General features: G+C 70.9%; 14 protein-coding genes. 3 read left to right on the forward strand and 11 right to left on the reverse strand.

Annotated features, from left to right (window positions below; genetic code table 11):
• The first annotated feature begins 24 nt into the window (after window positions 1-24).
• Window positions 25-378 carry a PIN domain-containing protein gene (locus CCN44_RS00240; RefSeq protein ID WP_086696556.1) on the forward strand — a complete coding sequence of 118 codons (354 nt, stop codon included), beginning with the start codon at window positions 25-27 and terminating at the stop codon, window positions 376-378.
• On the opposite strand, the gene CCN44_RS00245 is transcribed toward CCN44_RS00240, so the two are convergent.
• The 10 genes from CCN44_RS00245 to ngcE form a co-directional block, all read right to left on the reverse strand.
• The gene (locus tag CCN44_RS00245; RefSeq protein ID WP_223283753.1) at window positions 299-1,843 is read right to left on the reverse strand and encodes an ArnT family glycosyltransferase; all 1,545 of its coding nucleotides are present in this window, start codon (window positions 1,841-1,843) and stop codon (window positions 299-301) included. The genes CCN44_RS00240 and CCN44_RS00245 overlap by 80 nt on opposite strands.
• Before the next feature lie 72 nt (window positions 1,844-1,915).
• Window positions 1,916-3,439: an amino acid permease gene (locus tag CCN44_RS00250; protein ID WP_059253464.1), complete on the reverse strand. Its 1,524-nt coding sequence runs from the start codon at window positions 3,437-3,439 to the stop codon at window positions 1,916-1,918.
• 138 nt (window positions 3,440-3,577) lie between these two features.
• Complete coding sequence (gene dxs / locus CCN44_RS00255; RefSeq protein WP_059253462.1) at window positions 3,578-5,506, reverse strand: 1-deoxy-D-xylulose-5-phosphate synthase; 1,929 nt, start codon at window positions 5,504-5,506, stop codon at window positions 3,578-3,580.
• A gap of 216 nt (window positions 5,507-5,722) precedes the next feature.
• Entirely contained in the window at window positions 5,723-7,036 is a 1,314-nt protein-coding gene (locus CCN44_RS00260; RefSeq protein ID WP_059253460.1) for a sugar ABC transporter permease, read from the reverse strand.
• Window positions 7,033-7,824, reverse strand: a complete 792-nt coding sequence (locus tag CCN44_RS00265) for an ATP-binding cassette domain-containing protein (protein ID WP_059253458.1) — start codon at window positions 7,822-7,824, stop codon at window positions 7,033-7,035. Before CCN44_RS00265 ends, CCN44_RS00260 begins: the two co-directional genes overlap by 4 nt.
• 193 nt (window positions 7,825-8,017) lie before the next feature.
• A complete protein-coding gene (locus CCN44_RS00270) occupies window positions 8,018-9,121 on the reverse strand; it encodes a substrate-binding domain-containing protein (RefSeq protein ID WP_059253456.1) in 1,104 nt (367 codons plus the stop codon).
• Window positions 9,122-9,254: 133 nt separating this feature from the next.
• On the reverse strand, window positions 9,255-10,454 hold the full coding sequence (locus CCN44_RS00275) for an ROK family transcriptional regulator (protein ID WP_059253454.1): 1,200 nt from the start codon (window positions 10,452-10,454) through the stop codon (window positions 9,255-9,257).
• A 186-nt stretch (window positions 10,455-10,640) separates the two neighbouring features.
• Window positions 10,641-11,564 carry a carbohydrate ABC transporter permease gene (locus tag CCN44_RS00280; protein WP_086696553.1) on the reverse strand — a complete coding sequence of 308 codons (924 nt, stop codon included), beginning with the start codon at window positions 11,562-11,564 and terminating at the stop codon, window positions 10,641-10,643.
• 14 nt (window positions 11,565-11,578) lie between these two features.
• Window positions 11,579-12,514, reverse strand: a complete 936-nt coding sequence (locus tag CCN44_RS00285) for a carbohydrate ABC transporter permease (protein WP_059253450.1) — start codon at window positions 12,512-12,514, stop codon at window positions 11,579-11,581.
• 115 nt (window positions 12,515-12,629) lie between these two features.
• Entirely contained in the window at window positions 12,630-14,072 is a 1,443-nt protein-coding gene (gene ngcE, locus CCN44_RS00290) for an N-acetylglucosamine/diacetylchitobiose ABC transporter substrate-binding protein (RefSeq protein WP_059253448.1), read from the reverse strand.
• A gap of 341 nt (window positions 14,073-14,413) precedes the next feature.
• Between ngcE and CCN44_RS00295 the strand changes: the two genes are divergently transcribed.
• Window positions 14,414-18,217, forward strand: coding sequence for a GH92 family glycosyl hydrolase (locus CCN44_RS00295; protein WP_208639682.1), 3,804 nt, complete (start codon window positions 14,414-14,416; stop codon window positions 18,215-18,217).
• A gap of 237 nt (window positions 18,218-18,454) precedes the next feature.
• Window positions 18,455-21,682 carry a tetratricopeptide repeat protein gene (locus tag CCN44_RS00300; RefSeq protein WP_143649553.1) on the forward strand — a complete coding sequence of 1,076 codons (3,228 nt, stop codon included), beginning with the start codon at window positions 18,455-18,457 and terminating at the stop codon, window positions 21,680-21,682.
• A gap of 34 nt (window positions 21,683-21,716) precedes the next feature.
• Here the strand turns inward: CCN44_RS00300 and CCN44_RS00305 are convergent.
• Window positions 21,717-24,528, reverse strand: a 2,812-nt coding sequence (locus tag CCN44_RS00305; protein ID WP_086696555.1) for a GH92 family glycosyl hydrolase, incomplete at its 5' end; no start/stop codon positions are given.

The following is a 24,528-nucleotide window of genomic DNA, read 5'->3' on the forward strand; positions in this document are numbered from 1 at the left end:
GACGCCGCCTCCTCCCCCGCCCCGCTGCTCGTCGTCGTGGACGGCGCGAACGTCGTGGGTTCCCGGCCCGACGGCTGGTGGCGGGACCGCAGGGGCGCGGCCGAGCGGCTGCGGGACCGGCTGGCGAGCGAGGGGCTGCCCGGGCACCCGGGGCCCGTGGAGATCGTGCTCGTGGTCGAGGGCGCGGCCCGGGGCGTGGCGTCCGTGCCCGGCGTACGGGTGGAGTCGGCGCCGGGCAGCGGGGACGACCGGATCGTGGAACTGGCCGCCGCGAGCCCCGGCCGGTCCCGTCTGGTGGTCACCGCCGACCGGGAGCTGCGCCGCCGGGTGACGGAGCTGGGGGCCGAGGTGGCCGGTCCGCGTACGGTCCTGGGCTGAGCCGCGCCCGCTGCCCCGCCGGCACCCGGGCGTACAGCACCGCCCCGTCGACCCTGCCCACCTCCGCGTAGTCCGCGGCCAGCAGCCGGCGCAGCGTGGGCAGGCGGCCGGGGGCGTACGGCTTGCCCCGGGAGTCGTCGACGACCAGGGCGGGGGCGTGCGCGGCCAGCTCCCGGCGGAAGACCGGCCAGGCGCCGGCGACGGCGTACTTCTCGCCGACCCGGGGGCCGTCCCGGCCGCCGCTGTAGTTGGTGAGCAGGCCGGCGGTGAGGTAGCGGGTGGCGGGGGTGCGGCCGGCCAGCCAGTACGTCTCCGGGTGTATGCCCCACACGAGGACCCGGTCGGCGGGTGCCGTGCGGTGCGCGAGGGCCGACGCCAGCCGCTCGGCGTGCGCGAGTTCGGGGCGCGGGGCGAGCAGGCCCCAGCCGATGAAGAGGGCGCAGGCGCAGGCCGAGGCGAGGACGGCGGTCGGCCGCCGGTCCTCGGGCAGGGCGTGCAGCGCGGCGGTGGCGAGCAGGGCGAGCGGCGGGATGAGTTGCAGGTAGTAATGGCCGAAAAAGTGGCAGCCGAGGGCCACCGCTCCGGCCGAGGCGGCCAGCCACAGCCACAGCCACAGCTCGGCCATGGCGGCGCGGGCGGTGCGCAGGGCCCGGACGACCGGCGGGAGCAGCCCCGCCGACGCCGCCGCCAGGATCGCGGTGTTGGCGAGGGCGCGGCCCAGCACATGCAGTTCGGAGCCGGTGACGGAGGCGTAGGCGGCGGAGCCGGTCACGGTCCAGAACAGGAAGCCGGCCGGATCCGTCACCAGGGCCGCGCCGAGCACGGGCGCGGCGAAGCCGGCCGCGAGCCGTGGCAGGCCCGCCCGGCCGCCGCCCCGCTGGTGCAGCAGCCAGGCGACCGGCAGCAGGACCGCGCCGCCGGTCTGCTTGGTCAGGAACGCGGCGGCGACGGCCGCCCCGGCCGCGCCCCAGCGCCCGCGGTCGGCGCACCACAGGGCGGCGGCCGTCCAGGGCAGCATGAACACCTCGAAGGTGGCGGCCTGCGCGTCCTCGGGGTGCAGCCCGACCGAGACCAGCAGGTACAGCACCCCGGCGGTGCGGCCGGCGCGGTCGCCCCAGCGGCGGCGGGCCAGGGAGGCCAGCAGGACGGCGGTGAGCAGCTGGGCGAGGACGGCGAGCACCCGCAGCGGGGTCAGCGAGCCGGAGCCGCACAGCGCGAACGCGGCCTGGTACAGCCAGGGCAGCAGCGGCGGCTTGCGGTCCACGACCGTCTCGTACAACTGCCCGCCCTGGGCGAGCAGCCGCGCCTGTACGGCGAGGAAGCCCTCGTCCGGGTTCCACAGCGGCCGGACGAAGGAGGGGATCCGGGTGACGCAGGCCAGGACCGCCAGGTGGGGCAGCAACCGCGCCCAGTACGCCGTCCGGGTGACCGTGGTCCGTGCGGGGGCGAGCGGGGCGACGAGCATGGTCCGCACGCTATCCGGCCCCGCGGTCCCAGCCGAAGCGGGACATACGGGGCCGGAGCGGGAGTGTGCGGGTTACTCGGCGGTTCCCTTCGGCGGGTACATGACGTCGCTGACCTTGGTCTCCTGGTGCCGGCCGAGGCGGCTGTGCGACCGGCCGTAGAGGAAGTAGACGATGAAGCCGATGGCCATCCAGACGGCGAACCGGATCCAGGTCTCGGCGGGCAGGTTGAGCATCAGCCACAGCGAGGCGCACACGGACAGGATCGGGACGGCCGGGACCAGCGGCGTACGGAAGGAACGGTGCAGGTCCGGGCGGGTGCGGCGGAGGATGATCACGCTGATCGCGACGACCACGAAGGCGAAGAGCGTACCGATGTTCACCAGCTCGGCGAGTTCACTGAGGCTGGTGAAGCCGGCGACGATCGCGATGACGACGCCGAGCAGGATCGTCGACCGGTACGGGGTGCCGAACCGGGGGTGGGTGTGCGAGAAGAAGCGGGGCAGCAGCCCGTCCCGGCTCATGGCGAAGAAGACCCGGGACTGGCCGAGCAGCAGGATCATGCACACCGTGGTCAGTCCGACGGCGGCGCCGAAGCTGATCAGGCCCGCGTACCAGGGGTGCCCGGTGGCCTTGAACGCGTCGGCGAGCGGCGCCTTCACGGACAGCAGGCTGTACTTCTGCATGCCGGTCACGACGATCGACACGGCGACGTACAGGGTGGTGCAGATGATGAGGGAGCCCAGGATGCCGCGCGGCACGTCGCGCTGCGGGTGCCGGGTCTCCTCGGCGGCGGTGGCGACGACGTCGAAGCCGATGAAGGCGAAGAAGACCACGGACGCGGCGGTGAAGATGCCCATGACGCCGAAGTCGGACGGCGCCCAGCCGAAGATCAGCTGGATCAGGGGGGCCTTGAGGTTCCCGCCCGCCTCCGTGGGCTGCTCCTTCGGGATGAACGGGTCGTAGTTGGCGCTGTTCACGAAGAAGGCGCCCGCGATGATCACCACGAGGACCACGGCCACCTTGATCGCGACGACCACGGAGGTGACCCGCGCGGACAGCTTCATGCCGACGACGAGGATGACGGTGAGGAGCAGGACGAGGGCCGCGGCGAGGATGTCGAAGCCGAAGCCGGTGGCGCCGTCCCTGCCGGCGAGCGCCGCGGGCATGTGCCAGCCCGCGTTGTCGAGCAGGGAGTGGATGTAGCCGGACCAGCCGACCGCGACCACCGCCGTGCCGAGCGCCAGCTCCAGGACCAGGTCCCAGCCGATGATCCAGGCGGGGAGTTCGCCGAGGGAGGCGTAGGAGAAGGTGTAGGCGGAGCCCGCCACGGGGACCGTGGAGGCGAATTCGGCGTAGCACAGGGCGGCGAGCGCGCAGACGACACCGGCCACGACGAAGGACAGGGAAACGGCGGGGCCCGCGGTGTTCTTGGCGGCCGTGCCGGTGAGGACGAAGATGCCGGTGCCGATGATGACACCGACGCCGAAGACGGTCAGGTCCAGGGCGGTCAGTGACTTCTTGAGCGAATGTTCGGGTTCCTCGGTGTCCAGGATGGACTGCTCGACGTTCTTCGTCCGGAACAGCGCGTTGCTCACGTACCTACCTCCCACGCTTGTCGTCCTCGACATGATCGAGAGGGCCGGGGAGCGTATTCCCCGGCACAGGCAGGTTCACGCAAACGGGCCGGTTCCGCCACCGGGGGGAGTGGGGGAACCGGCCCGCAGGGGCACTTTCTAGTCGCGCGCGGGCTCCACCGAGTCCACCGCGTCGGCCGTACGGTCGAACCGGCCGTCGAGCCGCGAGACCAGCCCGGTGACCTGGCGGGCGATGTCCGGCGCGGTCAGCCCGATCTCGGCGAGCACCTCGGCACGGGAGGCGTGGTCGAGGAAGCGCGGCGGGATGCCGAAGTCGCGCAGCGGTACGTCCACGCCCGCGTCGCGCAGGGCCTGGGCGACGGCGGAGCCGACACCGCCGACGCGGCTGTTGTCCTCGACGGTGACGACCACCCGGTGCCGCTCGGCGAGCGGGGCCATGGCCTCGTCGACGGGCTTGACCCAGCGGGGGTCGACCACGGTGGTGGAGATGCCCTGCCGGTCGAGCAGCTCGGCGATCTCCAGGCACATCGGGGCGAGGGCGCCCACGGAGACCAGCAGCACGTCCGGCCGGTCGGTGCCGGGCTCCCGGAGCACGTCCATGCCGCCGATCCGGCCGACGGCGGGTACGGCGGGACCCACGGCGCCCTTGGAGAAGCGCACCACGGTCGGCGCGTCCTCGACGGCGACGGCCTCGCGCAGCTGGGCCCGCACCTGGTCGGCGTCGCGCGGCGCGGCGAGCCGCAGCCCGGGCACGACCTGGAGGATCGACATGTCCCACATGCCGTTGTGCGAGGCGCCGTCGGTGCCGGTGATGCCGGCCCGGTCGAGCACGAAGGTCACCCCGCACTTGTGCAGGGCCACGTCCATGAGGACCTGGTCGAAGGCGCGGTTGAGGAAGGTGGCGTACACGGCGAAGACGGGGTGCAGCCCGCCGTGGGCGAGGCCGGCCGCGGAGACGGCGCCGTGCTGCTCGGCGATCCCGACGTCGTACACGCGGTCGGGGAAGCGCTTGGCGAAGCGGTCCAGGCCGACCGGCTGGAGCATGGCCGCGGTGATCGCGACGATGTCCTCCCGCTCCTCGCCGAGCTTGACCATTTCCTCACCGAAGACCGAGGTCCAGTCGGCGCCGGAGGAGGCGATCGGCAGGCCGGTGTCCGGGTGGATCTTGCCGACGGCGTGGAACCGGTCGGCCTCGTCCTGGAGGGCGGGCTGGTAGCCGCGGCCCTTCTCGGTCAGGCAGTGCACGATCACCGGCCCGCCGAACCGCTTGGCCCGGGCCAGCGCCGACTCCAGCGCCTCGATGTCGTGCCCGTCGATCGGGCCGACGTACTTCAGCCCCAGGTCCTCGAACATGCCCTGCGGGGCGATGAAGTCCTTCAGCCCCTTCTTGGCGCCGTGCAGCGTCTCGTACAGCGGCTTGCCGACCACCGGGGTGCGGTCGAGGATGTCCTTCGTCCGGGCCAGGAAGCGCTCGTAGCCGTCGGTGGTGCGCAGCGTCGCGAGGTGGTTGGCGAGGCCGCCGATGGTGGGAGCGTAGGAGCGCTCGTTGTCGTTGACGACGATGACCAGGGGCCGGTCCTTGGCCTCGGCGATGTTGTTGAGCGCCTCCCAGGCCATTCCGCCGGTCAGGGCCCCGTCACCGATGACGGCGGCGACATGGCTGTCCTGTTTGCGCAGCTGGTTGGCCTTGGCGATGCCGTCGGCCCAGCCGAGCACGGTGGAGGCGTGGCTGTTCTCGATGACGTCGTGCTCGGACTCGGCCTGCGAGGGGTAGCCGGACAGGCCGCCCTTCATCTTCAGCCGCGAGAAGTCCTGCCGGCCGGTGAGCAGCTTGTGCACGTAGGACTGGTGGCCGGTGTCCCACAGCACCTTGTCCTTCGGCGAGTGGAAGACCCGGTGCAGGGCGATGGTCAGCTCCACCACACCGAGGTTGGGACCCAGGTGCCCGCCGGTCTTGGAGACCTCCTGGACGAGGAAGGTCCGGATCTCCTCCGCCAGCTGGTCCAGCTCCTCCAGGCTGAGCCGGTCCAGATCGCGCGGTCCCCTGATGCGGGTCAGCAGCGGCACCCGTGCCTCCTTGCAATAGAGCTGATCGAGCTTTCGCCGGGCTCGCCCGAGTCTAATCTTCCGGCGCCGCCCGGCATGACAGCGCCCGGCACCTTGGCGGCGCCGGGCGCTGGCGGAAACCTGAAGGGGCGCGGGACTGTATCGCTGTGCGGCTCCGCAGCGCGGGCGGGACCGGCCACGACGGACCGGCACCCGCACCCCTGGGGCGTTACGGCGCTACGCGCGACCCGCGGTCTTCTGCGTCTTGCGCGTGATGGAGTCGATGACCACCGTGGTCAGCAGAACCGCGGCGGTGATCATGTACTTCACCGGCTCCGCGATCGACTGAAGCTGCAGCCCGTACTGGATGGACACGATCACCAGCACGCCCAGCAGCGCGTTCCATGTGCGGCCGCGTCCGCCGAACAGCGAGGTGCCGCCGATCACCGCGGCGGCGATCGCGTTCATCAGCAGGTCACCGGTACCGGCGCTCTGGTTCGCCGAGGCGATCTTCGAGGCCAGGAACAGACCGCCGATCGCCGCGAAGCCACCGGAGACCGCGAAGACGGAGATCCGCACCGCGGTGACGTTGATACCCGCGCGCCGGGAGGCCTCCACGCTGCCGCCGAGCGCGAAGATCTTGCGGCCGTAGGCGGTGCGCCGGAGCACGAAGTCCGTCCCCACCAGGAAGGCCAGGAAGACCACCGTGGCCAGCGGCAGGCCCTTGTACTGGTTGTACATGTAGGCCGCGGCGAAGGAGATCACGGCCAGCAGCACCGTCCGCAGCACGGTGTCGCTGAGCGGCCGGGACGGGACGCCCGCCGCCTCCCGGCGCTTGTTGCCGAGGAAGGAGGTGAGGAAGAACACGGCGACCGCGACCACGGCCAGACCGTACGCGGCGGCGATGTCCGAGAAGTAGTAGGTGGTCAGCTTCGCGACCAGACCGTCGCCGTCGAGGTTGATCGTGCCGTCCTCGCCCAGCACCTTCAGCATGAAACCGAGCCAGAACAGCAGGCCGGCCAGCGTGACGGCGAAGGCGGGGGCGCCGAGCACCGCGAAGAAGAAGCCGTGCAGCGCGCCGATGGCGACACCGGCGCCGACGGCGAGGAGGATGGCCGCCCACTCCGGCCAGCCCTGGTTGACCGCGAGGACGGCCATGAGGGCGCTGGCCGCGCCGCTGACCGAGCCGACCGACAGGTCGATCTCGCCGAGCAGCAGCACGAAGACGATGCCGACCGAGATCATGCCGGTGCCGACCATCGTGACGGTGATGTCGTTGATGTTCTGTGCGGACAGGAAGTTCGAGTTCAGCATCTGGAAGATGACGCAGATGACGGCGAGGCCGACGATGACCGGCAGGGAGCCCAGCTCACCGGCCTTCATCTTGCGCTTGAACTCGCTCCAGTAGCCGAGCAGGCCCTGCTCGCGCACCAGCAGGCGCGGGTCGACGGCGGTGACCGCCGCGGCGGCGGCCTCCGGGTTGACGACCGGGGCGCCCTTCGGGTCGTCGGTCGTCTTGTCCACGTTCGCGGAGGTCTTGTCGATGCTCACTGGGAAACCTCCCCGTTCGTGCGCGCCGCACGGCGGGTCACGGCGTTGTCGGTGGCGCCGGTGATGGCGGAGATGATCTCCTCCTGCGAGGTCGTCTTGACCTCGAAGACGCCGTTGTTGCGGCCGAGGCGCAGGACGGCGACCTTGTCGGCCACCGCCTTCACGTCCGCCATGTTGTGGCTGATGAGGATGACGGCGTGGCCGCGCTCGCGCAGCCGCTCCACGAGGTCCAGAACCTGGGCGGTCTGCTCGACGCCGAGGGCGGCGGTCGGCTCGTCCAGGATGACCAGCTTGGGGTCGCCGAGCATGGAGCGCGCGATGGCCACGGTCTGGCGCTGACCGCCGGAGAGCGAGGCGATCGGGATGCGGACGCTCGGGATGCGGATCGACAGCGTGGTGAGCAGCTCGCGGGAGCGGCGCTCCATCTCGACCTCGTCCAGGACGCCCCACTTCTTCAGCTCACGGCCGAGGAAGAGGTTGCCGACGACGTCGATGTTGTCGCACAGCGCGAGGTCCTGGTAGACCGTCGCGATGCCCAGCGCCTGGGCGTCGTGCGGGCGGCTGATCGAGACGGGCTTGCCGTCCCACTCGATCACGCCCTCGTCGATGGGGTGCACGCCGGCGATCGTCTTGACCAGCGTGGACTTTCCGGCGCCGTTGTCGCCGACCAGGGCGACCACCTCACCGGCGTGGACCTCAAGCTCTACGTCGGTGAGCGCCTGAACGGCACCGAACCGCTTGGAGACCCCGCGCAACGCCAGCACGGGCGTAGCGGACACGTGAACCATCTCCTTCGCCGCCTGACCCGGCGGGAGGTTGTGCAGAAAGTATGGGGGAGAGTTCCGTCCGGCGCCCCGCGCCGAGCTTGCGGGGCTGAATGATGCGCGGGGCGCCGGAGGAGCGGGGGCGGCGGCCGTCGCCTCCGCCGCGAGCGTTCGACTCACGAACGCGGGCGGCCGAAAGGGGACTGCGGACCGCTGCTTACTTCAGGCCGAGCTTGTCGCACGCGGCCTTGTACTTGCCGGTGCAGATCTCGTCCACGGTGTAGACGCCGTCCTTGATGACGGTGTCCTTGATGTTCTCCTGGGTCAGCGAGGTGACCGGGACCAGGACGGCGGGCACGTCCTTCTGGGAGTTGCTGGAGACCTTGTCCTTGGCGATGGAGTCCAGCGGCTTGCCCTGGGCGAGCGCGACGGCCATCTCGGCGGCGGCCTCGGCCTCGGGGGCGTACGGCTTGTAGACGCTCATGTACTGGTCGCCGGAGACGATGCGCTGCACACCGGCCAGCTCGGCGTCCTGGCCGGTGACCGGGACCTTCAGGCCGGCGGCCTTGAGGGCGGTGATGATGCCGCCGGCCATGCCGTCGTTGGCGGAGTAGACACCCGCGATGTTCTTCTTGCCGACCGCGGAGATCGCCGCCTCCATCTCGGAGTTGGCGTTGTCCGGCGACCACTCCTTGGTGTCGTACTCCTTGGCGATGGTGACCTTGCCGTCGAGGACGGAGTGCGCGCCCTTCTTGAACTGGGCGGCGTTCGGGTCGGTCACCGAGCCGTTGATCATGACGATCTTGGTGGACTTCTTGGCCTTGTCGCCCAGCGCCTTCAGCAGGGCGTTGCCCTGGGTCCGGCCGACCTCCTCGTTGTCGAACGAGGTGTAGGCGCTGATCGGACCCTCGGCGAGGCGGTCGTAGGCGACGACCTTGATGCCCTGGTCCACGGCCTTCTGGACGGAGTTCTGGATGGCCTTGGCGTCCACCGCGTCCACGATCAGGACGTCCACCTTGTTGGTGATCATGGTGTCGACCTGCTGGGCCTGCAGGTTCGCGTCCTGACGGGCGTTGTTGTACTCGACCTTGGCCTTGCCGTTCGTCAGCTCGCTGATCTTCTTCTCGATCAGCGGACGGTCGAACTTCTCGTACCGCGCGGTCTTGTTCTCCGGAAGGAGGAGACCGACCTTGATGTCGTCGCCCTTCTTGGCCGACGCGGAGGAAGAGTCGTCGTTGCCCTTCGACTCCTTGGCACTGCCACAGGCGGCCAGCGAGACGGCCATCGCACCGGCGGCAACGGCAACGGCGGCACGACGCATACGTGCGTTCACTTCAGAAACCTCCCTGACGAGGCCGCGTCGTTGCGGCCGAGGTGGCTGGAAGTCAACTCGGCCACACGTGCGACGTCAAGAAGTAAATCCTTAACGAGATGGCAACGGTGCCATCCGTTCTCTAAGTGAAGGCAGGGGCCGCCACGGGCAGTGCACCCTCCAAAAGGGTGGAATCGCCCATCTCGCTGAGGGCGAGGGCGAGCGCTCCGAGCACCTCCGCACGGCCGCCGAGTGCCCCCGGAAGAACGGACAGTTGCCGCGCCGCGCTGGGAATCGCGTAGCGGCCGACGGACTCCCTGATCGGTCCGAGCACCAGCTCACCGGCCTCCGCGAGATCACCGCCGAGGACCACCCGGCTCGGGTTCAGCAGATTGCAGAGATTGGCGACTCCACTGCCGATGTGGCGGCCGACGTCGGCGATCACCCGACGGCAGCCCGGGTCACCGTCCCTGGCCAGCCGTACGACGCCCTCCATGGTCAGGTCGGTGCCGTGGCTGGGCTGGAGCAGCGGGAGCACATAGCGCGCCGCCGCGAACGTCTCCAGGCAGCCGCGGTTCCCGCAGCGGCAGACCGGGCCGGATTCATCGAGTGTAATATGCCCGATTTCGCCCGCTGTGCCGCCCGGGCCGCGATAGATCTTCCCGTCGATCACCAGACCGGCGCCGACACCGCTGGCGACCTTGATGTACGCCAGGTCGCGCACGCCCTTGCCGCTGCCCCAGACCAGCTCGCCGAGGGCGCCGAGGTTGGCGTCGTTGTCCACGTGCACCGGCACGCCGAGCCGTTCGCGCAGCTCCTCGGCGGGCTTGGTGCCGCCCCAGCCCGGCAGGATCGCGGTGGAGCCCAGCGTGCCCGACTCGACGTCGATCGGGCCCGGCACGCCGAGCCCCACGCCGGCCACCTTGGTCCGGTCCACGCCGGTCGCCGCGACCAGCCGGTTGACCAGCTGTTCGGCCCGGTCGAAGCCCTGGTCGGCGGAGGCGTCCACGTCCAGCGGCTCGGCCTCCTCGGCCAGCACCTGGTGGGCGAGGTTGCCGACCGCGACCCGGAGGTGGGTGTGCCCGAAGTCGACGCCGATCACGATGCCGGCGTCCCCGCTCAGGCTGACGCTGCGCGCCCGCCGCCCGCCCGCCGACGTGGGCGTGACCTCGACGGTTCCGCCGTCCTTCAGCTCCCGCACGATGTTGGAGACGGTCGCGGCGGACAGTCCGGTCGTCCGCGCGATCTCCGCCTGCGTGAGGGACCCGGCCAGGCGTACGGCCCGGACGACCCGCTCCAGGTTGGCTCGGTGCAGCGACGACTGCGACCCTGGAGTCTCCACGACGACCTCCTGAGCGCGGGGCCGCTTCGGCGAGGCCCCGTGTATGTCCAACTAGTGAACTCTAAGCTGAGCCGTTCGGGGCGACTTACGTCAAGAGGTTGAACCGTTTCCGGGTACCCGGTACACGCGCGCGCACGCCGCCCCGGAGGCCGGAGCGGCGTGCGTACGGGCGGTCGCTCTGCGCGGTCACTTCAGCGTGGCCGAGGTCAGCCCCGCCTGCACCTGGCGCTGGAAGGACAGGTAGACCACCAGCATCGGGATCATCGCGATGGTCACTCCCGCGAAGAGAACGGGCAGGTCGGAGGCGTACCCCTGCTGCTGTTGCAGCTGGATCAGGCCCTGGGTGAGCAGGTACCGCTCGGGGTCGTCGCCGCTCTGCGGCTGCATCAGGACCGTGGGCAGGATGAACTGGTTCCACTGCCCCAGCGTGTTGAAGATGCCCACACTGATCAGTCCGGGCTTCGCCATGGGCAGCATCACCTGGAAGAAGGTACGGGTGTGCGAGGCGCCGTCCAGGATCGCCGCCTCGAAGACCGCCGTGGGCAGGGTCCGGAAGAAGGCGTGCATGAAGAACACCGTGAACGGCATGGAGTAGGCGATGTAGACCAGGATCAGCCCCTGGTAGGTGTTCAGCATGTCCAGCCGCTTGACCATGAAGAACAGCGGGACCAGGGCCAGGAACACCGGGAACATCGCGCCGGCCACGAAGAAGTAGTAGAGCAGCCGGTTGCCCCAGAACCGGTACCGGGCCAGCACGTAGGCGGCCATCGACCCGAACAGCATGGTCAGCGGCACGGAGAAGACCAGGACGATCACGGTGTTGAGGAAGTAGTCCCCGATGCCCCTGTCCCAGGCCCGGGCGAAGACGTCGAAGGTCCAGTTCTCCGGCCAGCCGAAGGCGGAGCCGCCGATCTGGGTGTCGGTCTTGAAGGAGCTGAGCACCAGCCACAGCAGCGGCAGCACGATCAGCAGGGCCCACAGGGCGAGGAAGCCGTGGGAGAAGACGTTCAGGACCACGCCCTCGCCGCGGCGGTCGCCGGGCCGGACGGGAACCTTCGTCACCGGCCGGCCGGCCGGCGCGGGGGCGGACTCCTTGATGGGTGCGCTCATCGTCGTCGCTCCGCTCAGAACTCGATGCGCTCGCGACGGGTGGCGCGCAGCGTGACCACGGACAGGACCAGCGTGAGCAGCAGCATGACCACGCCCATGGCGCAGGCGTAGCCGCTCTTGCCGTAGTAGAGGAAGTTCCGCATCATCACCGTCGACATCACGTCGCTGTGGTGGTCGGGGCCGCCGCCGTAGGCGCCCATGTTCTGGGTCATCGAGGAGACCAGGACGAACATGTCCATGGCGACGATGCCCAGGTAGACCCAGGCCGTCTGCACGGAGTCCCACAGCAGGGGCAGGGTGATGCGGAAGAAGGACTGGTTGCGGCTCGCCCCGTCGATCAGGGCGGCCTCGTAGATGTCCCGGGGGATGGACTGCATGGCGGCCGAGAACAGCACCAGGTAGAAGCCGACGCCGTGCCAGACCACGACCAGCAGCAGGGCCCACAGGACCATGTTCGGCTCGTTGAGCCATTCCACGGGGCGGTCGGCGTCGACCAGGCCGAGCTTGATCAGGAAGCCGTTGAGCAGCCCGCCGCCGTCGCTGCGGTACACCGCGTTGAACAGCACCGCGAGGATGGCCAGCGACAGCACCTGCGGGAAGAAGTAGAGGATCTTGTAGAACTTCGCCCCGGCGACGCCCTGCACCCCGCCGGCCCGGCCGCGCCCGCCCGCGTTCAGCATGAAGGCGAAGAACAGGGCGAGCAGAATCGTGACCACCGGGATGAAGACCAGGAAGAGGATGTTGTGCCAGATGGCCTTCACGAAGACGTCGTCCTGGAACAGCTTCCTGTAATTGTCCAGACCAACGAAGCCGAAGGTCTGCGACTGCCCCTTCCAGTCGGTCAGCGAATACCCGAACGTCTGGATGTAGGGCCAGATCACGAAGATCAGATAAAGCGCCACGGGCACGAAGAGAAACCCCGCGACGAACCGGTACTGCCCTTTACGCATAACTTTTGACCGCCCTGTGGTATCGCGCCCCAAAGGGGCGCGGGGAACTGCGCGACCGGCCACGACGAACCGGTACCCGCAGGCACGCCCGCGCCCCTGCGGCGACTAGGCGAACCTAATCCCGGTGGTTCTTCTTCGACGCGGGGTCCTTGGCCTGCTTGTCCACGGCGGCCTGACACCGCTTCAGCCACTCCTTCGGCTGAATCCGCTTGGCCATCAGCTCATTGGACGCGGCCTCGATGGCCGTACCCATCTCGCTGTACCACTCGGTGTAGAGGTAGCGGAAGGTGTTGTCACCGGCCGCCTTCGACGCCTCGACCGTGGACTGCGTGCCCGGCCGCAGCCGCACGCCCGGGTCGACACCGTCCTTGAGGATGGTCAGCGAGTTCGCCTGCTTGGCGAAGAGCGTCGACCACTCCTTGGAGAGCATGCGCCGCATGAACTCCTTGGCCGCCGGCAGGTTCTTCGCCTTCGCCGGGATGATGAAGGGCTCGCCGGAACCGGCCCGGATCGCCTCGAACGGCAGCTTGCTGCCGGGCAGCAGCGGCATCGGCAGGAACTTCATGTCGAAGTCGGGCGGCGTCTGCTTGAGCTGCTCGTTCTCCAGCCAGGAGCCGGAGGTGATGAACACCGCCTTGTACTGGTTCCAGCGGGTCTGCGACTCGGTGTGGGTCAGGCCGTTCGTACCGGGCATCAGATAGCCCTTCTCGACCACCTCGTAGATCGCCTCGATGGCCTCCTGCGCCGCCTCCGAGCCGACGAACGCCTTCGGGTCCAGGTTGTCGATGGCCTTCATGGCGTCCAGACCGCCCTTCTTGGCGATCAGGTCCATGATGGCGACGTTGATGTAGTACGGGTACTTGCCCTGGTGGGCGAGGCCGCCGATGCCCTGCGACTTGGCGTCCTTGCAGATGGCGAGGAGGTCGTCCCAGGTCTTGGGCTCCTGCCAGCCGTTGTCCTTGAAGAGCTTGCCGGAGTACCACAGCCCCCAGACCGTGTAGATGTAGTTCAGCGCGACGACCTTGCCCTCCTGCATGCCCGGGTCGAGCGTGCCCGGGATCAGGGTGTCGCGGACCTTCGTGGCCGGGTCGTCCACCGAGGGCGCGTCCAGCACCTCGGTGAGGTCCAGCAGCTGCCCGTTCTTGTACAGGACGTCGACGTTGATCTTCTGGGCCCCGGAGTCGTCCACGATGTCCGGCGGGTTGCCCGCGTTGAACCGCGGCTGGAGCTTGCCGGTGATCTCCTGGGTGCCGGTGTGGGTGGAGGTGATACCGAGCTTCTCGCTGAAGTCGGCCTCCCACGCCTTGGCGTAATCGTCGCCGTATCCGCCCTTGAAGACGACGACGTCGAGCTTGGTGCCCTTCTTGGCGCCGAACGGGTTGTCCTTCGACGCCTTCCCCTTGGTGCTGCCGTCGTCCGACTCGTCGCTCCCGCCGCCGCTGGCACAGGCGGACAGCAGCCCCATTCCCGGGACCGCGACCAGACCGAGTGCCGTGGACCGCTTGATCAGATCACGACGGCCGACACCTTCGACTCCGTGGTGCGCAGTGGATCCCATGCTCAAGTCCTCGCCCTCTCCAGGACTCAGGCGGTGAACCGGATCCTCCCCGGCACCGCTGTCGGGTAGTGCTGGGTCGTGCTGGAAACGCCGACAGGTATAGTCCACTTCCCGCCAGCTGAGCAAGATCGAATGCACGGTTCGCGATGGGTCTTTTCCGAGTTGAGACCTCGCGGAAATATGGCGGCCCGGCGAACGGCCCGGCGGAAAAAGTCGCGACATAACTCCCTGAATGCCACAGCCAACACCCTTGACATCACGGACCACTTGACGACCTACTGGTTCTTGCGCCCGGTAGCTGACAACGTTGTCCGGAGGGGGCGCAGGAGGGGAAATCCTTGATGCAGCGGAGAACGCGGCACAGATGGGGTCCGGCGGCCGTCCTCACGGCCGCCTTCGTCATGGCCGTCGGCGGGCAGGGCGCCGCGGTCGCCCTGCCCGCCGAGGCTCCGGCGGCCGACCGGGAGTTCGCATCCTCGTTCGAGGCGGACGACCCGGCGCCGGACTGGCTGAACACCGTCGACACCGGACCGGACGGCACCCCGCGCGCCTCGGGTGTCGACGGCGGCTACAGCACCGGCATCCCGGGCAATGTCACCGACCATGTCACCGAGGTCCGGGCCAGCGCCGAGAACACCGGCGCCGGCGAGGTCAAGGAGAACCTCGTGGACGGCGAGCCCGGCACCAAGTGGCTGACCTTCGCGCCCACCGGCTGGGTCGAGTTCGACCTGGACAAGCCCGTCAGGATAACGACGTACGCCCTCACCTCGGCCAATGACTACGCCGAGCGTGACCCCAGGGACTGGACCCTGAAGGGCTCCACCGACGGCAAGCACTGGAAGACGGTCGACACCCGCTCGGGCGAGACCTTCGCCGAACGGTTCCGGACGATGTCGTACGACCTGGCCGAACCCGCGGAGTACCAGTACTTCCGGCTGGAGGTGACGCGGAACAACGGCGCCGCGGACATCCTGCAACTGGCCGATGTGCAGCTGTCCACCGGAGGCGGCGGCGGGCCGGTTCCGCAGGACATGCTGACCCTGGTCGACAAGGGCCCGAGCGGCTCCCCCACCGCCAAGGCGCGGGCCGGGTTCACCGGAAAGCGTGCCCTGCGCTACGCCGGCCGGCACACGGCGTCCGGCCGGGCCTACTCGTACAACAAGGTCTTCGACGTGAACGTGCGGGTCGGCGGCGACACCCGGCTGTCGTACCGCGTCTTCCCGTCGATGGCCGACGGCGACCGCGACTACGACGCCACGAACGTCGCCGTGGACCTGGTCTTCACCGACGGCACCCGGCTGAGCGCTCTGGGCGCCCTGGACCAGCACGGCTTCCCGCTCACTCCGCGCGGGCAGGGCGCGTCGAAGGCGCTGTACGTCAACCAGTGGAACAACGTGTCCGCGCGGATCGGCTCGGTGGCGGCCGGCAAGACCGTCGACCGGATCCTGGTGGCGTACGACTCCCCCGACGGTCCGGCGAAGTTCCGCGGCTGGCTGGACGACGTGACGCTGAAGCCGGTGGCGCCGGAGCGGCCGAAGGCACACCTGTCGGACTACGCGCTGACCACCCGCGGCACCCACTCCAGCGGCAGCTTCTCGCGCGGGAACAACTTCCCGGCGACGGCCGTGCCGCACGGCTTCAACTTCTGGACGCCGGTGACGAACGCGTCCTCGCTGAGCTGGCTGTACGAGTACGCGCGGGCCAACAACGCCGACAACCTGCCGACGATCCAGGCGTTCAGCGCCAGTCACGAGCCGAGTCCCTGGATGGGCGACCGGCAGACCTTCCAGCTGATGCCGTCGGCCGCCTCCGGCACCCCGGACACCGGCCGCGAGGCGCGGGAGCTGGCCTTCCGGCACGAGAACGAGACCGCACGGCCGTACTACTACGGGGTCCGGTTCGAGAACGGTCTGAAGGCGGAGATGGCGCCCACGGACCACGCGGCCGTCCTGCGCTTCACCTACCCCGGGGACGACGCGAGCGTGCTGTTCGACAACGTCACCGAGCAGGCCGGCCTGACGCTCGACAAGGAGCGCGGGATCGTCACCGGCTACTCGGACGTGAAGTCGGGCCTGTCCGCGGGCGCGACCCGGCTGTTCGTGTACGGCGAGTTCGACAAGCCCGTGACCGACGGCGCGGCGAGCGGGGTGAAGGGCTTCCTGCGCTTCGACGCGGGCGCCGACCGCACCGTCACCCTGCGCCTGGCGACCTCGCTCATCGGCGTCGACCAGGCCGAGGACAACCTGCGCCAGGAGATCCCGGACGGCACCTCCTTCGGCACCGTCAAGGCGCGGGCCCAGCGCGCCTGGGACGGGCTGCTGGGCAAGGTCGAGGTGGAGGGCGCGACCCCGGACCAGCTGACCACGCTGTACTCCGGGCTGTACCGGCTGTACCTGTACCCCAACTCGGGCTTCGAGAAGGTCGACGGCGAGGACCGGTACGCCTCGCCGTTCTCCCCGATGCCGGGTCCGGACACCCCGACGCACACCGGCGCGAAGATCGTGGCCGGCAAGGTGTACGTCAACAACGGGTTCTGGGACACCTACCGGACCACGTGGCCGGCGTACTCCTTCCTGACGCCGTCCCAGGCGGGCGAGATGGTCGACGGGTTCGTGCAGCAGTACAAGGACGGCGGCTGGACCTCCCGCTGGTCCTCCCCCGGCTACGCCGACCTGATGACCGGCACCTCCTCGGACGTGGCGTTCGCCGACGCCTACGTCAAGGGCGTGCGGTTCGACGCGAAGGCGGCGTACGACGCGGCCGTGAAGAACGCGACCGTCGTCCCGCCGATGTCGGGCGTGGGCCGCAAGGGCATGACCACCTCGCCCTTCCTCGGCTACACCTCGACCGACACCCATGAGGGCCTGTCCTGGGCGATGGAGGGCTACGTCAACGACTACGGCATCGCGAAGATGGGCCAGGCGCTGTACCGGAGGACGGGCGAGAAGCGCTACCGGGAGGAGTCGGCGTACTTCCTCAACCGGGCCCGGGACTATGTGAAGCTGTTCGACGCCGAGGCCGGCTTCTTCCAGGGCCGGGACGCCAAGGGCGACTGGCGGGTGGCGTCCGCGGCGTACGACCCGCGCGTGTGGGGCCACGACTACACGGAGACCAACGGCTGGGGCTACGCCTTCACCGCCCCGCAGGACAGCCGGGGCCTGGCCAACCTGTACGGCGGCCGGCAGGGCCTCGCCGACAAACTGGACGAGTACTTCGCCACCCCGGAGACGGCCTCCCCCGACCATGTCGGCTCCTACGGCGGTGTCATCCACGAGATGACCGAGGCGCGGGACGTCCGGATGGGCATGTACGGCCACTCCAACCAGGTCGCGCACCATGTCATCTACATGTACGACGCGGCCGGCCAGCCCTGGAAGACGCAGGCGTACGTGCGTGAGGCGCTCTCCCGGCTCTACACCGGCAGCGAGATCGGGCAGGGTTACCACGGCGACGAGGACAACGGCGAGCAGTCGGCCTGGTACCTCTTCTCCGCGCTCGGCTTCTACCCGCTGGTCATGGGCAGTGGCGAGTACGCCATCGGCTCCCCGCTGTTCAAGAAGGTCACCGTGCACCTGGAGAACGGCCGGGACCTGGTGGTCCGGGCGCCGAGGAACAGCGCGAAGAACGTCTACGTCCAGGGCGTCACGTTCAACGGCCGCCCCTGGAAGTCCACTTCGCTCCCCCACCGGCTCCTCTCCCGGGGCGGGGTGCTGGACTTCGCCATGGGCCCCGAGCCGTCGGCGTGGGGCACGGGCAAGAGGGCGGCGCCGGTCTCCATCACCCGCGACGACCAGGTGCCGGACCCCCGCGCGGACGTCCTGAAGGGCGCCGGGGCGCTCTTCGACGACACCTCGGCGACGAGCGCGACGGTCACCTCGGCGGACCTGCCGGCCGAGGGCGCCGTCACGCCGGTCCAGTACACGCTGACCTCGGGCGCCGACCGCACGAAGGCACCGACCGGCTGGACCCTCCAGGGCTCCGCCGACGGCACGACCTGGCACACCCTGGACCACCGCGCCGGGGAAACGTTCACCTGGGACCGCCAGACCCGCGCCTTCACCATCGCCCACCCCGGCAGGTACGCCCAGTACCGCCTGGTCCTGAACGGAGAGTCGACACTGGCGGAGGTGGAGCTGCTGGCCTGAACAGGCGCGCGACCGCGCTGACCTGACGGCCCCGGGGCCCGCCGGACACCAGGCGTCCTCGGGGCCGTACGCCGTCGCGCTGGAGTCCGGCGGCCGACGGGCCCCGGACGTGCGGGCGTCCGCGCCGGCCTCGCGGCACACGCCGGGGTGATCCGGTCGGCTCCGCCCGCCTGTGTCGGTGCGCCGGGGCAGAATCGACTCCGGTCACGCACCGCGTACGGGGAGGGGGGTCGACGGGTGAACGCTCCCGTGGACATCGGTGGGCTGGTGCGCTTCGCGCTGCACACGATGGGCGAGCGCAACGCGCACCACGAGTTCGAGCGGCTCTGCCTGGAGGTCGCCCGCCGGCGGCTGGTGAGCAACCTGCTGCCGGCCACCGGACCGGTGAGCAGCGGGGGCGACCAGGGGCGGGACGGCGAGAGCTTCTGGACGGCCCTGGCCCACCCGCCGTACCCCCCGGCCTCGGAGTTCGCCGCTCGCGCGTCGCCGCAGCGGGTCGTCCTGGCCTGCACCATCCAGAGGGCCGACGTCCCGGCCAAGGTCAGGAAGGATCTGGCGGCGATCACCGGACAGGGCGCCCCGGTGGACCGTGTCCTGTACTTCACCCTCGCCCCCGTCCCGGTGGCCGCCCGGCACGCGCTGCAACGTGAGGCGCGGGAGATTCACGACGTCGAGCTGGACGTGTTCGACGCGATGGCCCTCACCGACTTCCTCACCGCACCGGACCTGATCCATCTGGCCCAGCGGCACCTGGGGCTGCCGTCGCTCCCGGGCATGGCCGGCGAGCCCGCGGGGGACCTGTCGGTCGCGGTGCCCGAGGACGCGATCGAACACCACATCCGGGGCCGGGACGCGCTGCTGGCCGAGCTGGCGGAGCGGATCACGCGCGGCGGCGGCCGGACGGTGCTGTGCGGGGTCGGCGGCTCGGGCAAGAGCACGGTGGCGCTGGCCCTCGCCCGCCGGGGCCGCGCCGAGGGGCTGCGGGTGTGGTGGGTCGACGCCACGACCCGCGGCACCTTCGAGGAGGGGTTGCGCGAGGTCGCCGTACAGGCGGGTGTGTCCCGCGGGGAGGCCCGCGAGGTGTGGGCACGGCGGGAGGCGGCCCGGGACGTGCTGTGGCGCGCGCTGGACGACGCGGGTACGGGGCGGTGGCTGCTGGTCGTCGACAACGCCGACGACCCGTCGGTGGTGCGTGACTGGATCAGGACGCCCCGGCCGGGGAGCACGGTGGTGATCACCAGCCGGGAGCAACGGCCCGCCGCCTGGTGGAAACAGGCGGCCGTACACGCCGTGGACCCGATCGGCGAGGCGCACGGCGCCGCGATGCTCCGGGAACTCGCCCCGCGGGCCGGGACCGAGGAAGAGGCACGGAGCCTGTCCCGGCGGCTCGGCGGTCTGCCGCTCGCCCTGTTGCTCGTGGGCAAGTACCTCGCCGTGACCAGCGACGATCCGGTGCTCCCGGAGTCGCACACGCCGCGCTCGTTCACCGCGTACCGGGCGGCGCTCGACCGGGAGTTCCCCGGAACCGTCTCGGCCCTGTCGCACGACCCGTCCGGTCCGCTCACCCGGACCTGGGAGATGTCCCTGGATCTGCTGGAGGCGAAAGGGGCCGCCGTCGCACGGCCGCTGTTCCGGCTCATCTCCTTCTTCGCGCCCGATCCCCTGCCGGTCCAGCTGCTCATCGGCAGCGTGCTGGCGCGGGCGAGCGTGTTCGCCGGGCTGTCGGCGACCGGCCTGGAGGAGGCGGTGCGCGGGCTCCTCGGCTGCGGGCTGCTGCACCGCCGCCGGATCGAGGCGGACGGTGCGACGGTGGACACCCTGGTCGTCCACCCGCTCGTCCGGGAGATCACCCGCATGCAGCCGGATGCCGTCGCGGGCGCGCCCGAGTACACGACCCTGTCCGTCGTCCTGCTGGAAAGGGTGGCCAGTGGGCTGCCGAGCGACGACACGTCGACCTGGCCGCTGTGGCGTCTGCTCGCGCCGCACTGCGCGTACGCGGCGTCCGACACCTCCCACGCGGCCGGAGAGGAGTGGATGATCCGTGGCGGTCTCGCCACCCAGACCGGCGGATACGCCCACAAGGCCGGTGTGTGGTCACTGGCGGAGGAGCAGTTCGCCCACGCGGTGGAGATCCTCGGACACTGCCTTCCCCCGGACGACCCGCGCATCGTGGCCACCCGGCACAACCTGGCCTACCTCCGGCACGATCAGGGCCGTTACGACGAGGCCGAGGCGCAGTTCGCCCAGGTCCTGGAGTCGGCGCTGAGGGCCCTCGGCCCGGACGACCGGACCACTCTGGCGGCACGCCACGAACTGGCCCGGCTCCGCCTGGAGCGCGGGGACGTCGCCTACGCCCATGCCGAGCTGTGCGTGCTCGCCGCCCGCACGGCGGAGGTGCTGGGGCCCGAGGACCCGGCCACCCTGGCGGCTCGGCACGAGCTGGCCCGCACGCTGCGCGCCCGAGGCGATCTCGCCGCGGCCCGGTCCCTCTTCGAGCAGGTGGTCGGCGACACGGCGGACTCCCTGGGCGAGGCGGCACTGCCGACGCTCGCGACCCGTCATGAACTCGCCGACCTGCTCCTCGAACTCGGCGACGCCGAACAGGCCCATGCCGCCTTCACCGAGGTCCTGGAGCTGGAAGCCCGCGTCCAGGGACCGGACCATCCCAGCACCCTGGTCACCAGGAACAACCTCAGCCGCGCCCTCGTCGAACTGGGCCGGCACGACGAGGCGGAGGCGGAGCTGCGCGAGACCCTCGCCGCGTGGCACCGCATCGGTGAAGAGGCTCACCCCATGGCGCTCGTCACGCGCGGGGCCCTCGGCGGCCTGCTCGCCACGACCGGGCGGGCGGCCGAGGGGGAGAAGCTGCTGCGGACCGCGGCCCTCGCGCTGGAGCGGATCTTCGGCGCCGGCCATCGCGAAACCGTCAACGCCCGGCTCAACCACGCGGAGTCCCTGTACCGGCTGGACCGGCACGCGGACGCGGAGGTCTTGCTCCGTGCCGTCGTGGCGGCCCTGGCGGACACGGCCGACGGCGAGGGGCTCCGCGTCCTCGCGGCGCGCCGGAAACTGGCCGACATCTGCTTCGAGCAGGGCCGGGACGCCGAGGCGGCGGAGGAACTCCGGCAGATCGTCGCCGTCAGGAGCCGTGATCTGGGGGCCGGCCACCCGGAGACGCTCCAGGACCGTCAGGCGCTGGCGGCCGTCCTGCTGCGCCAGGGGCACACGGCCCTCGCCGCCAGACAGCTCGTGGCGCTCGTCGACCCCTTGGACGCCGCCCTGGGCCGGAACCACCGGGACGCCCTGATCGCGCGGTCGAATCTGGCCTACGCGCAGTCGCAGCTCGGCGCCGAAGCGGCCGCGAAACGGCAGCTCCGGCGCGTCGTGGCGGTGTACGAGGAGGACGGACTCGTACCGGACAAGCTGCTCGCGACCGTGCGGGACCTGCTCGGCCGACTGGAGTGAGCCCCGGCCCGCGCAGCGGACGCACCGTCCGGCGTCAGCCCACCGCGAGCGTGAACACGTGCAGGTCGGTGTTGCGCGGCAGGGTCACGCCGCTGAGCTGTTTGCCGGCCGGGGCGGTGAACGGCTTGGTGGCGAAGACGTACGTGGGCACGGGGTCCTTGTCCGCGCCGGCGACGTTGCGGTACGCGGTCCGGGCGACGATCTCGTTGCCGTACTGGACGGTGCCGCCTCCGCCGCCCACGGTCCAGTCGGTGAAGGACAGGTCGACGGTGTCGGTGGTGCCGTCGGTGTAGGTGACGGTGGCCCTGGTCTGCTGGTTGCCGTTGACCGCGCTGCCGATGAAGGACAACCGGTCGGCCGGGGCCGGGAGTCGGATGGTCTGGCCGGTCGCGGAGGCGTTGTCGGGGCGGCCGGCGGGTGAGGCGGGCCAGGTGAAGGCGAGGCCGCCGATCGTGGCCTGCTTGCCCGGGGTGAGGCCGGCCGCGGCGAGGGCCTGCCGGGAGTAGCTCCAGCCGCCGCCGTCGAAGTCGGCCTCGTCGTGGTCGCCGTCGTCGTCGGAGACGCCCGTGTTGTCGTAGGCGGCGAGCAGGGTGCCCGGCGCGGCCACGGTGAGCGCCACCGGCTGCTCGTACGAGGAGTCGCCCGAGGTGACCGTGACCTTGACGTCGGCGAAGCCCTGCGCGGCGTCCCGCGCCGCGGTGAGGGTGATCCGCTGGGCGCCGTCGGTGACCGTGCCCTCGGCGGGCGTGGCCGTCACCCCGGCCGGGGTCCGCACCCGGAAGCGCACCTCGGGGCCGGTGCCGCCGGTCAGCGACAGCGCGCGGACGCCGATCTCGGTGCTGTCACCGGGGGCGAGGGTGGCCGTGGTGGGACCGACGCCGATCTGGTACGGCTGCTCGCCCTCCCGGAAGGACGGCGGCGGGCTGTCCGCGCCCCAGTCGCGGTCCGGGGTGGCGGACAGCGTGTAGTCGAGCCGGCCGCCGTCCCGGACGAACGACGCGGGCAGCCAAGGGCGGTCGCTGCCGCGGCCGTTCACCTTCAGGGAGCGGACGTACGGCGCGTCGGCCGCCGCTCCGGCGGCGCGGATCGAGATGTCGTTGCCGTGCGGCCGGTCGATCTCGATCCGCTCGAACAGCGGTGAGGCCAGGACCAGTTCGGCGCGGGACGGCACCTGCGGGTACATGCCGAGGGCGGAGAAGACGTACCAGGCGGACATGGCGCCGAGGTCGTCGTTGCCCGGGATGCCGCCGGGCTCTGTGGTCCACAGCTGCCGCATCGCCGCGCGGACGGTCTCCTGTGTCTTGTACGGGGCGCCCGCGTAGGCGTACAGGTACGGGACGTTGATCGACGGCTCGTTGTCCAGCTCGGACTTGGTGCCGCCGCTGCCGGTGAGGGCCCAGCCGCCGTCGGCGTCGTGGAAGAAGTCGTCCAGCCGGGCGAGCGCCTGCTCCCGTCCGCCCAGCGCGGCGAAGAGGCCCGCCGGGTTGTGCGGGACCATCCAGGTGTACTGGGCGGCCGTGCCCTCCACGAACCCGTTGCCGGTGTCCGGGGTGAAGCCGGTGACCCAGCTGCCGTCCGCCTTGCGGTTGGCGATGTAGCCGCCGGAGGGATGGGCCGCGATGTTGAAGTTGTTCTGCCACCACTGGGCGCGGCGCGTGAAACCGGCCGCCGTGCGCTTCTCCCCCGCCGCCCGGGCGAGCTGGGCGATCGCGAAGTCCGCGGTGGACATCTCCAGCGTCTCGGCGGCACCGCCCCAGGCGTTGGACACGGACGGCATGTAGTGCAGCCGGAGGTACTTGTCGAGGGAGGGGCGCTGGCCGACGGAGAGCACGGGCTTGCCGGCCGCCGACAGGTCCCGCGCGGTGGGTACGGTCGCCGCCCGGACCAGTGACTTCAGGGCGCCTTTCAGGTCGAAGCCGGTGCCGCCGAAGGCGTGGATGCCGGCCAGCGCGGTCGGCGAGGGGTCGCCGTTCATGACATGGGTGCCGCTCGCGCCGTGCAGCCAGCGGTCCCACACACCGTTGTTCTGCCGGGCCAGCTCGTACAGGGACTGCGCGATGTCCGAGCCGGTGCGCGGGTCGAGCAGGGTCAGCAGCTGCACCTGGTCCCGGTAGACGTCCCAGCCGGAGAAGGTGCCGTACTGGGCGTGCCGGCGCCGGTCGACCCGGTGCACGCGGCCGTCGGCGCCCCGGTACCTGCCGTCGGCGTCGCTGATGACGTTCGGGTGCAGCAGCGCGTGGTAGAGCGCGGTGTAGAAGGTGGTGCGCTCGGCGTCCGTGCCGCCGCCGACCCGGATGGCGCCCAGCCGTTCCCGCCAGGCCCGTCGGGCCGCTTCGCGGACCGCGTCGAAGGAGCGCTCGGGCGGGTTCTCGGCGGCCAGGTTCGCCGCGGCGGCCTCCCGGCTGACGTAGGAGATGCCCACCTTGACGTGGACCGGGCCGTCGCCGGGCGCGAACTCGACGTATCCGCCCGCGCCCTTGCCGGCGACCGGCCTCCCGCCCTGCGCGAAGCCGCCGGTGCCGCCGGAGGTCTCCCGGGAGCCGGGATCCAGCCGGTCGTCGTGCCAGGTGCCGGTGGCCTGGAAGGCGCGGTCGAAGCGGGCGGTGAAGTAGAGCGTGTAGTAGGAGCGCCGGCCTTCGGGGTCGAGGTAGCCGCAGAAGTTGCCGGAGGTGACCGAGCCGGAGACGGTCCGGGTCTCGGGGTCGATGCTGACCGTCGAGTCCGCCGAGCCCACCTCGGAGTTGGCGGTGCGCACGAGCAGGGAGGCGGGCCGGTCGGCCGGGTAGGTGAAGCGGGCGGATCCGGTGCGCGCGGTGGCGGTGAGGTCGGCGGTGACGCCGGAGGCC

It is taken from the genome of Streptomyces tricolor (assembly GCF_002155905.1).
GTDB classification, from domain to species: Bacteria; Actinomycetota; Actinomycetes; order Streptomycetales; family Streptomycetaceae; genus Streptomyces; species Streptomyces tricolor.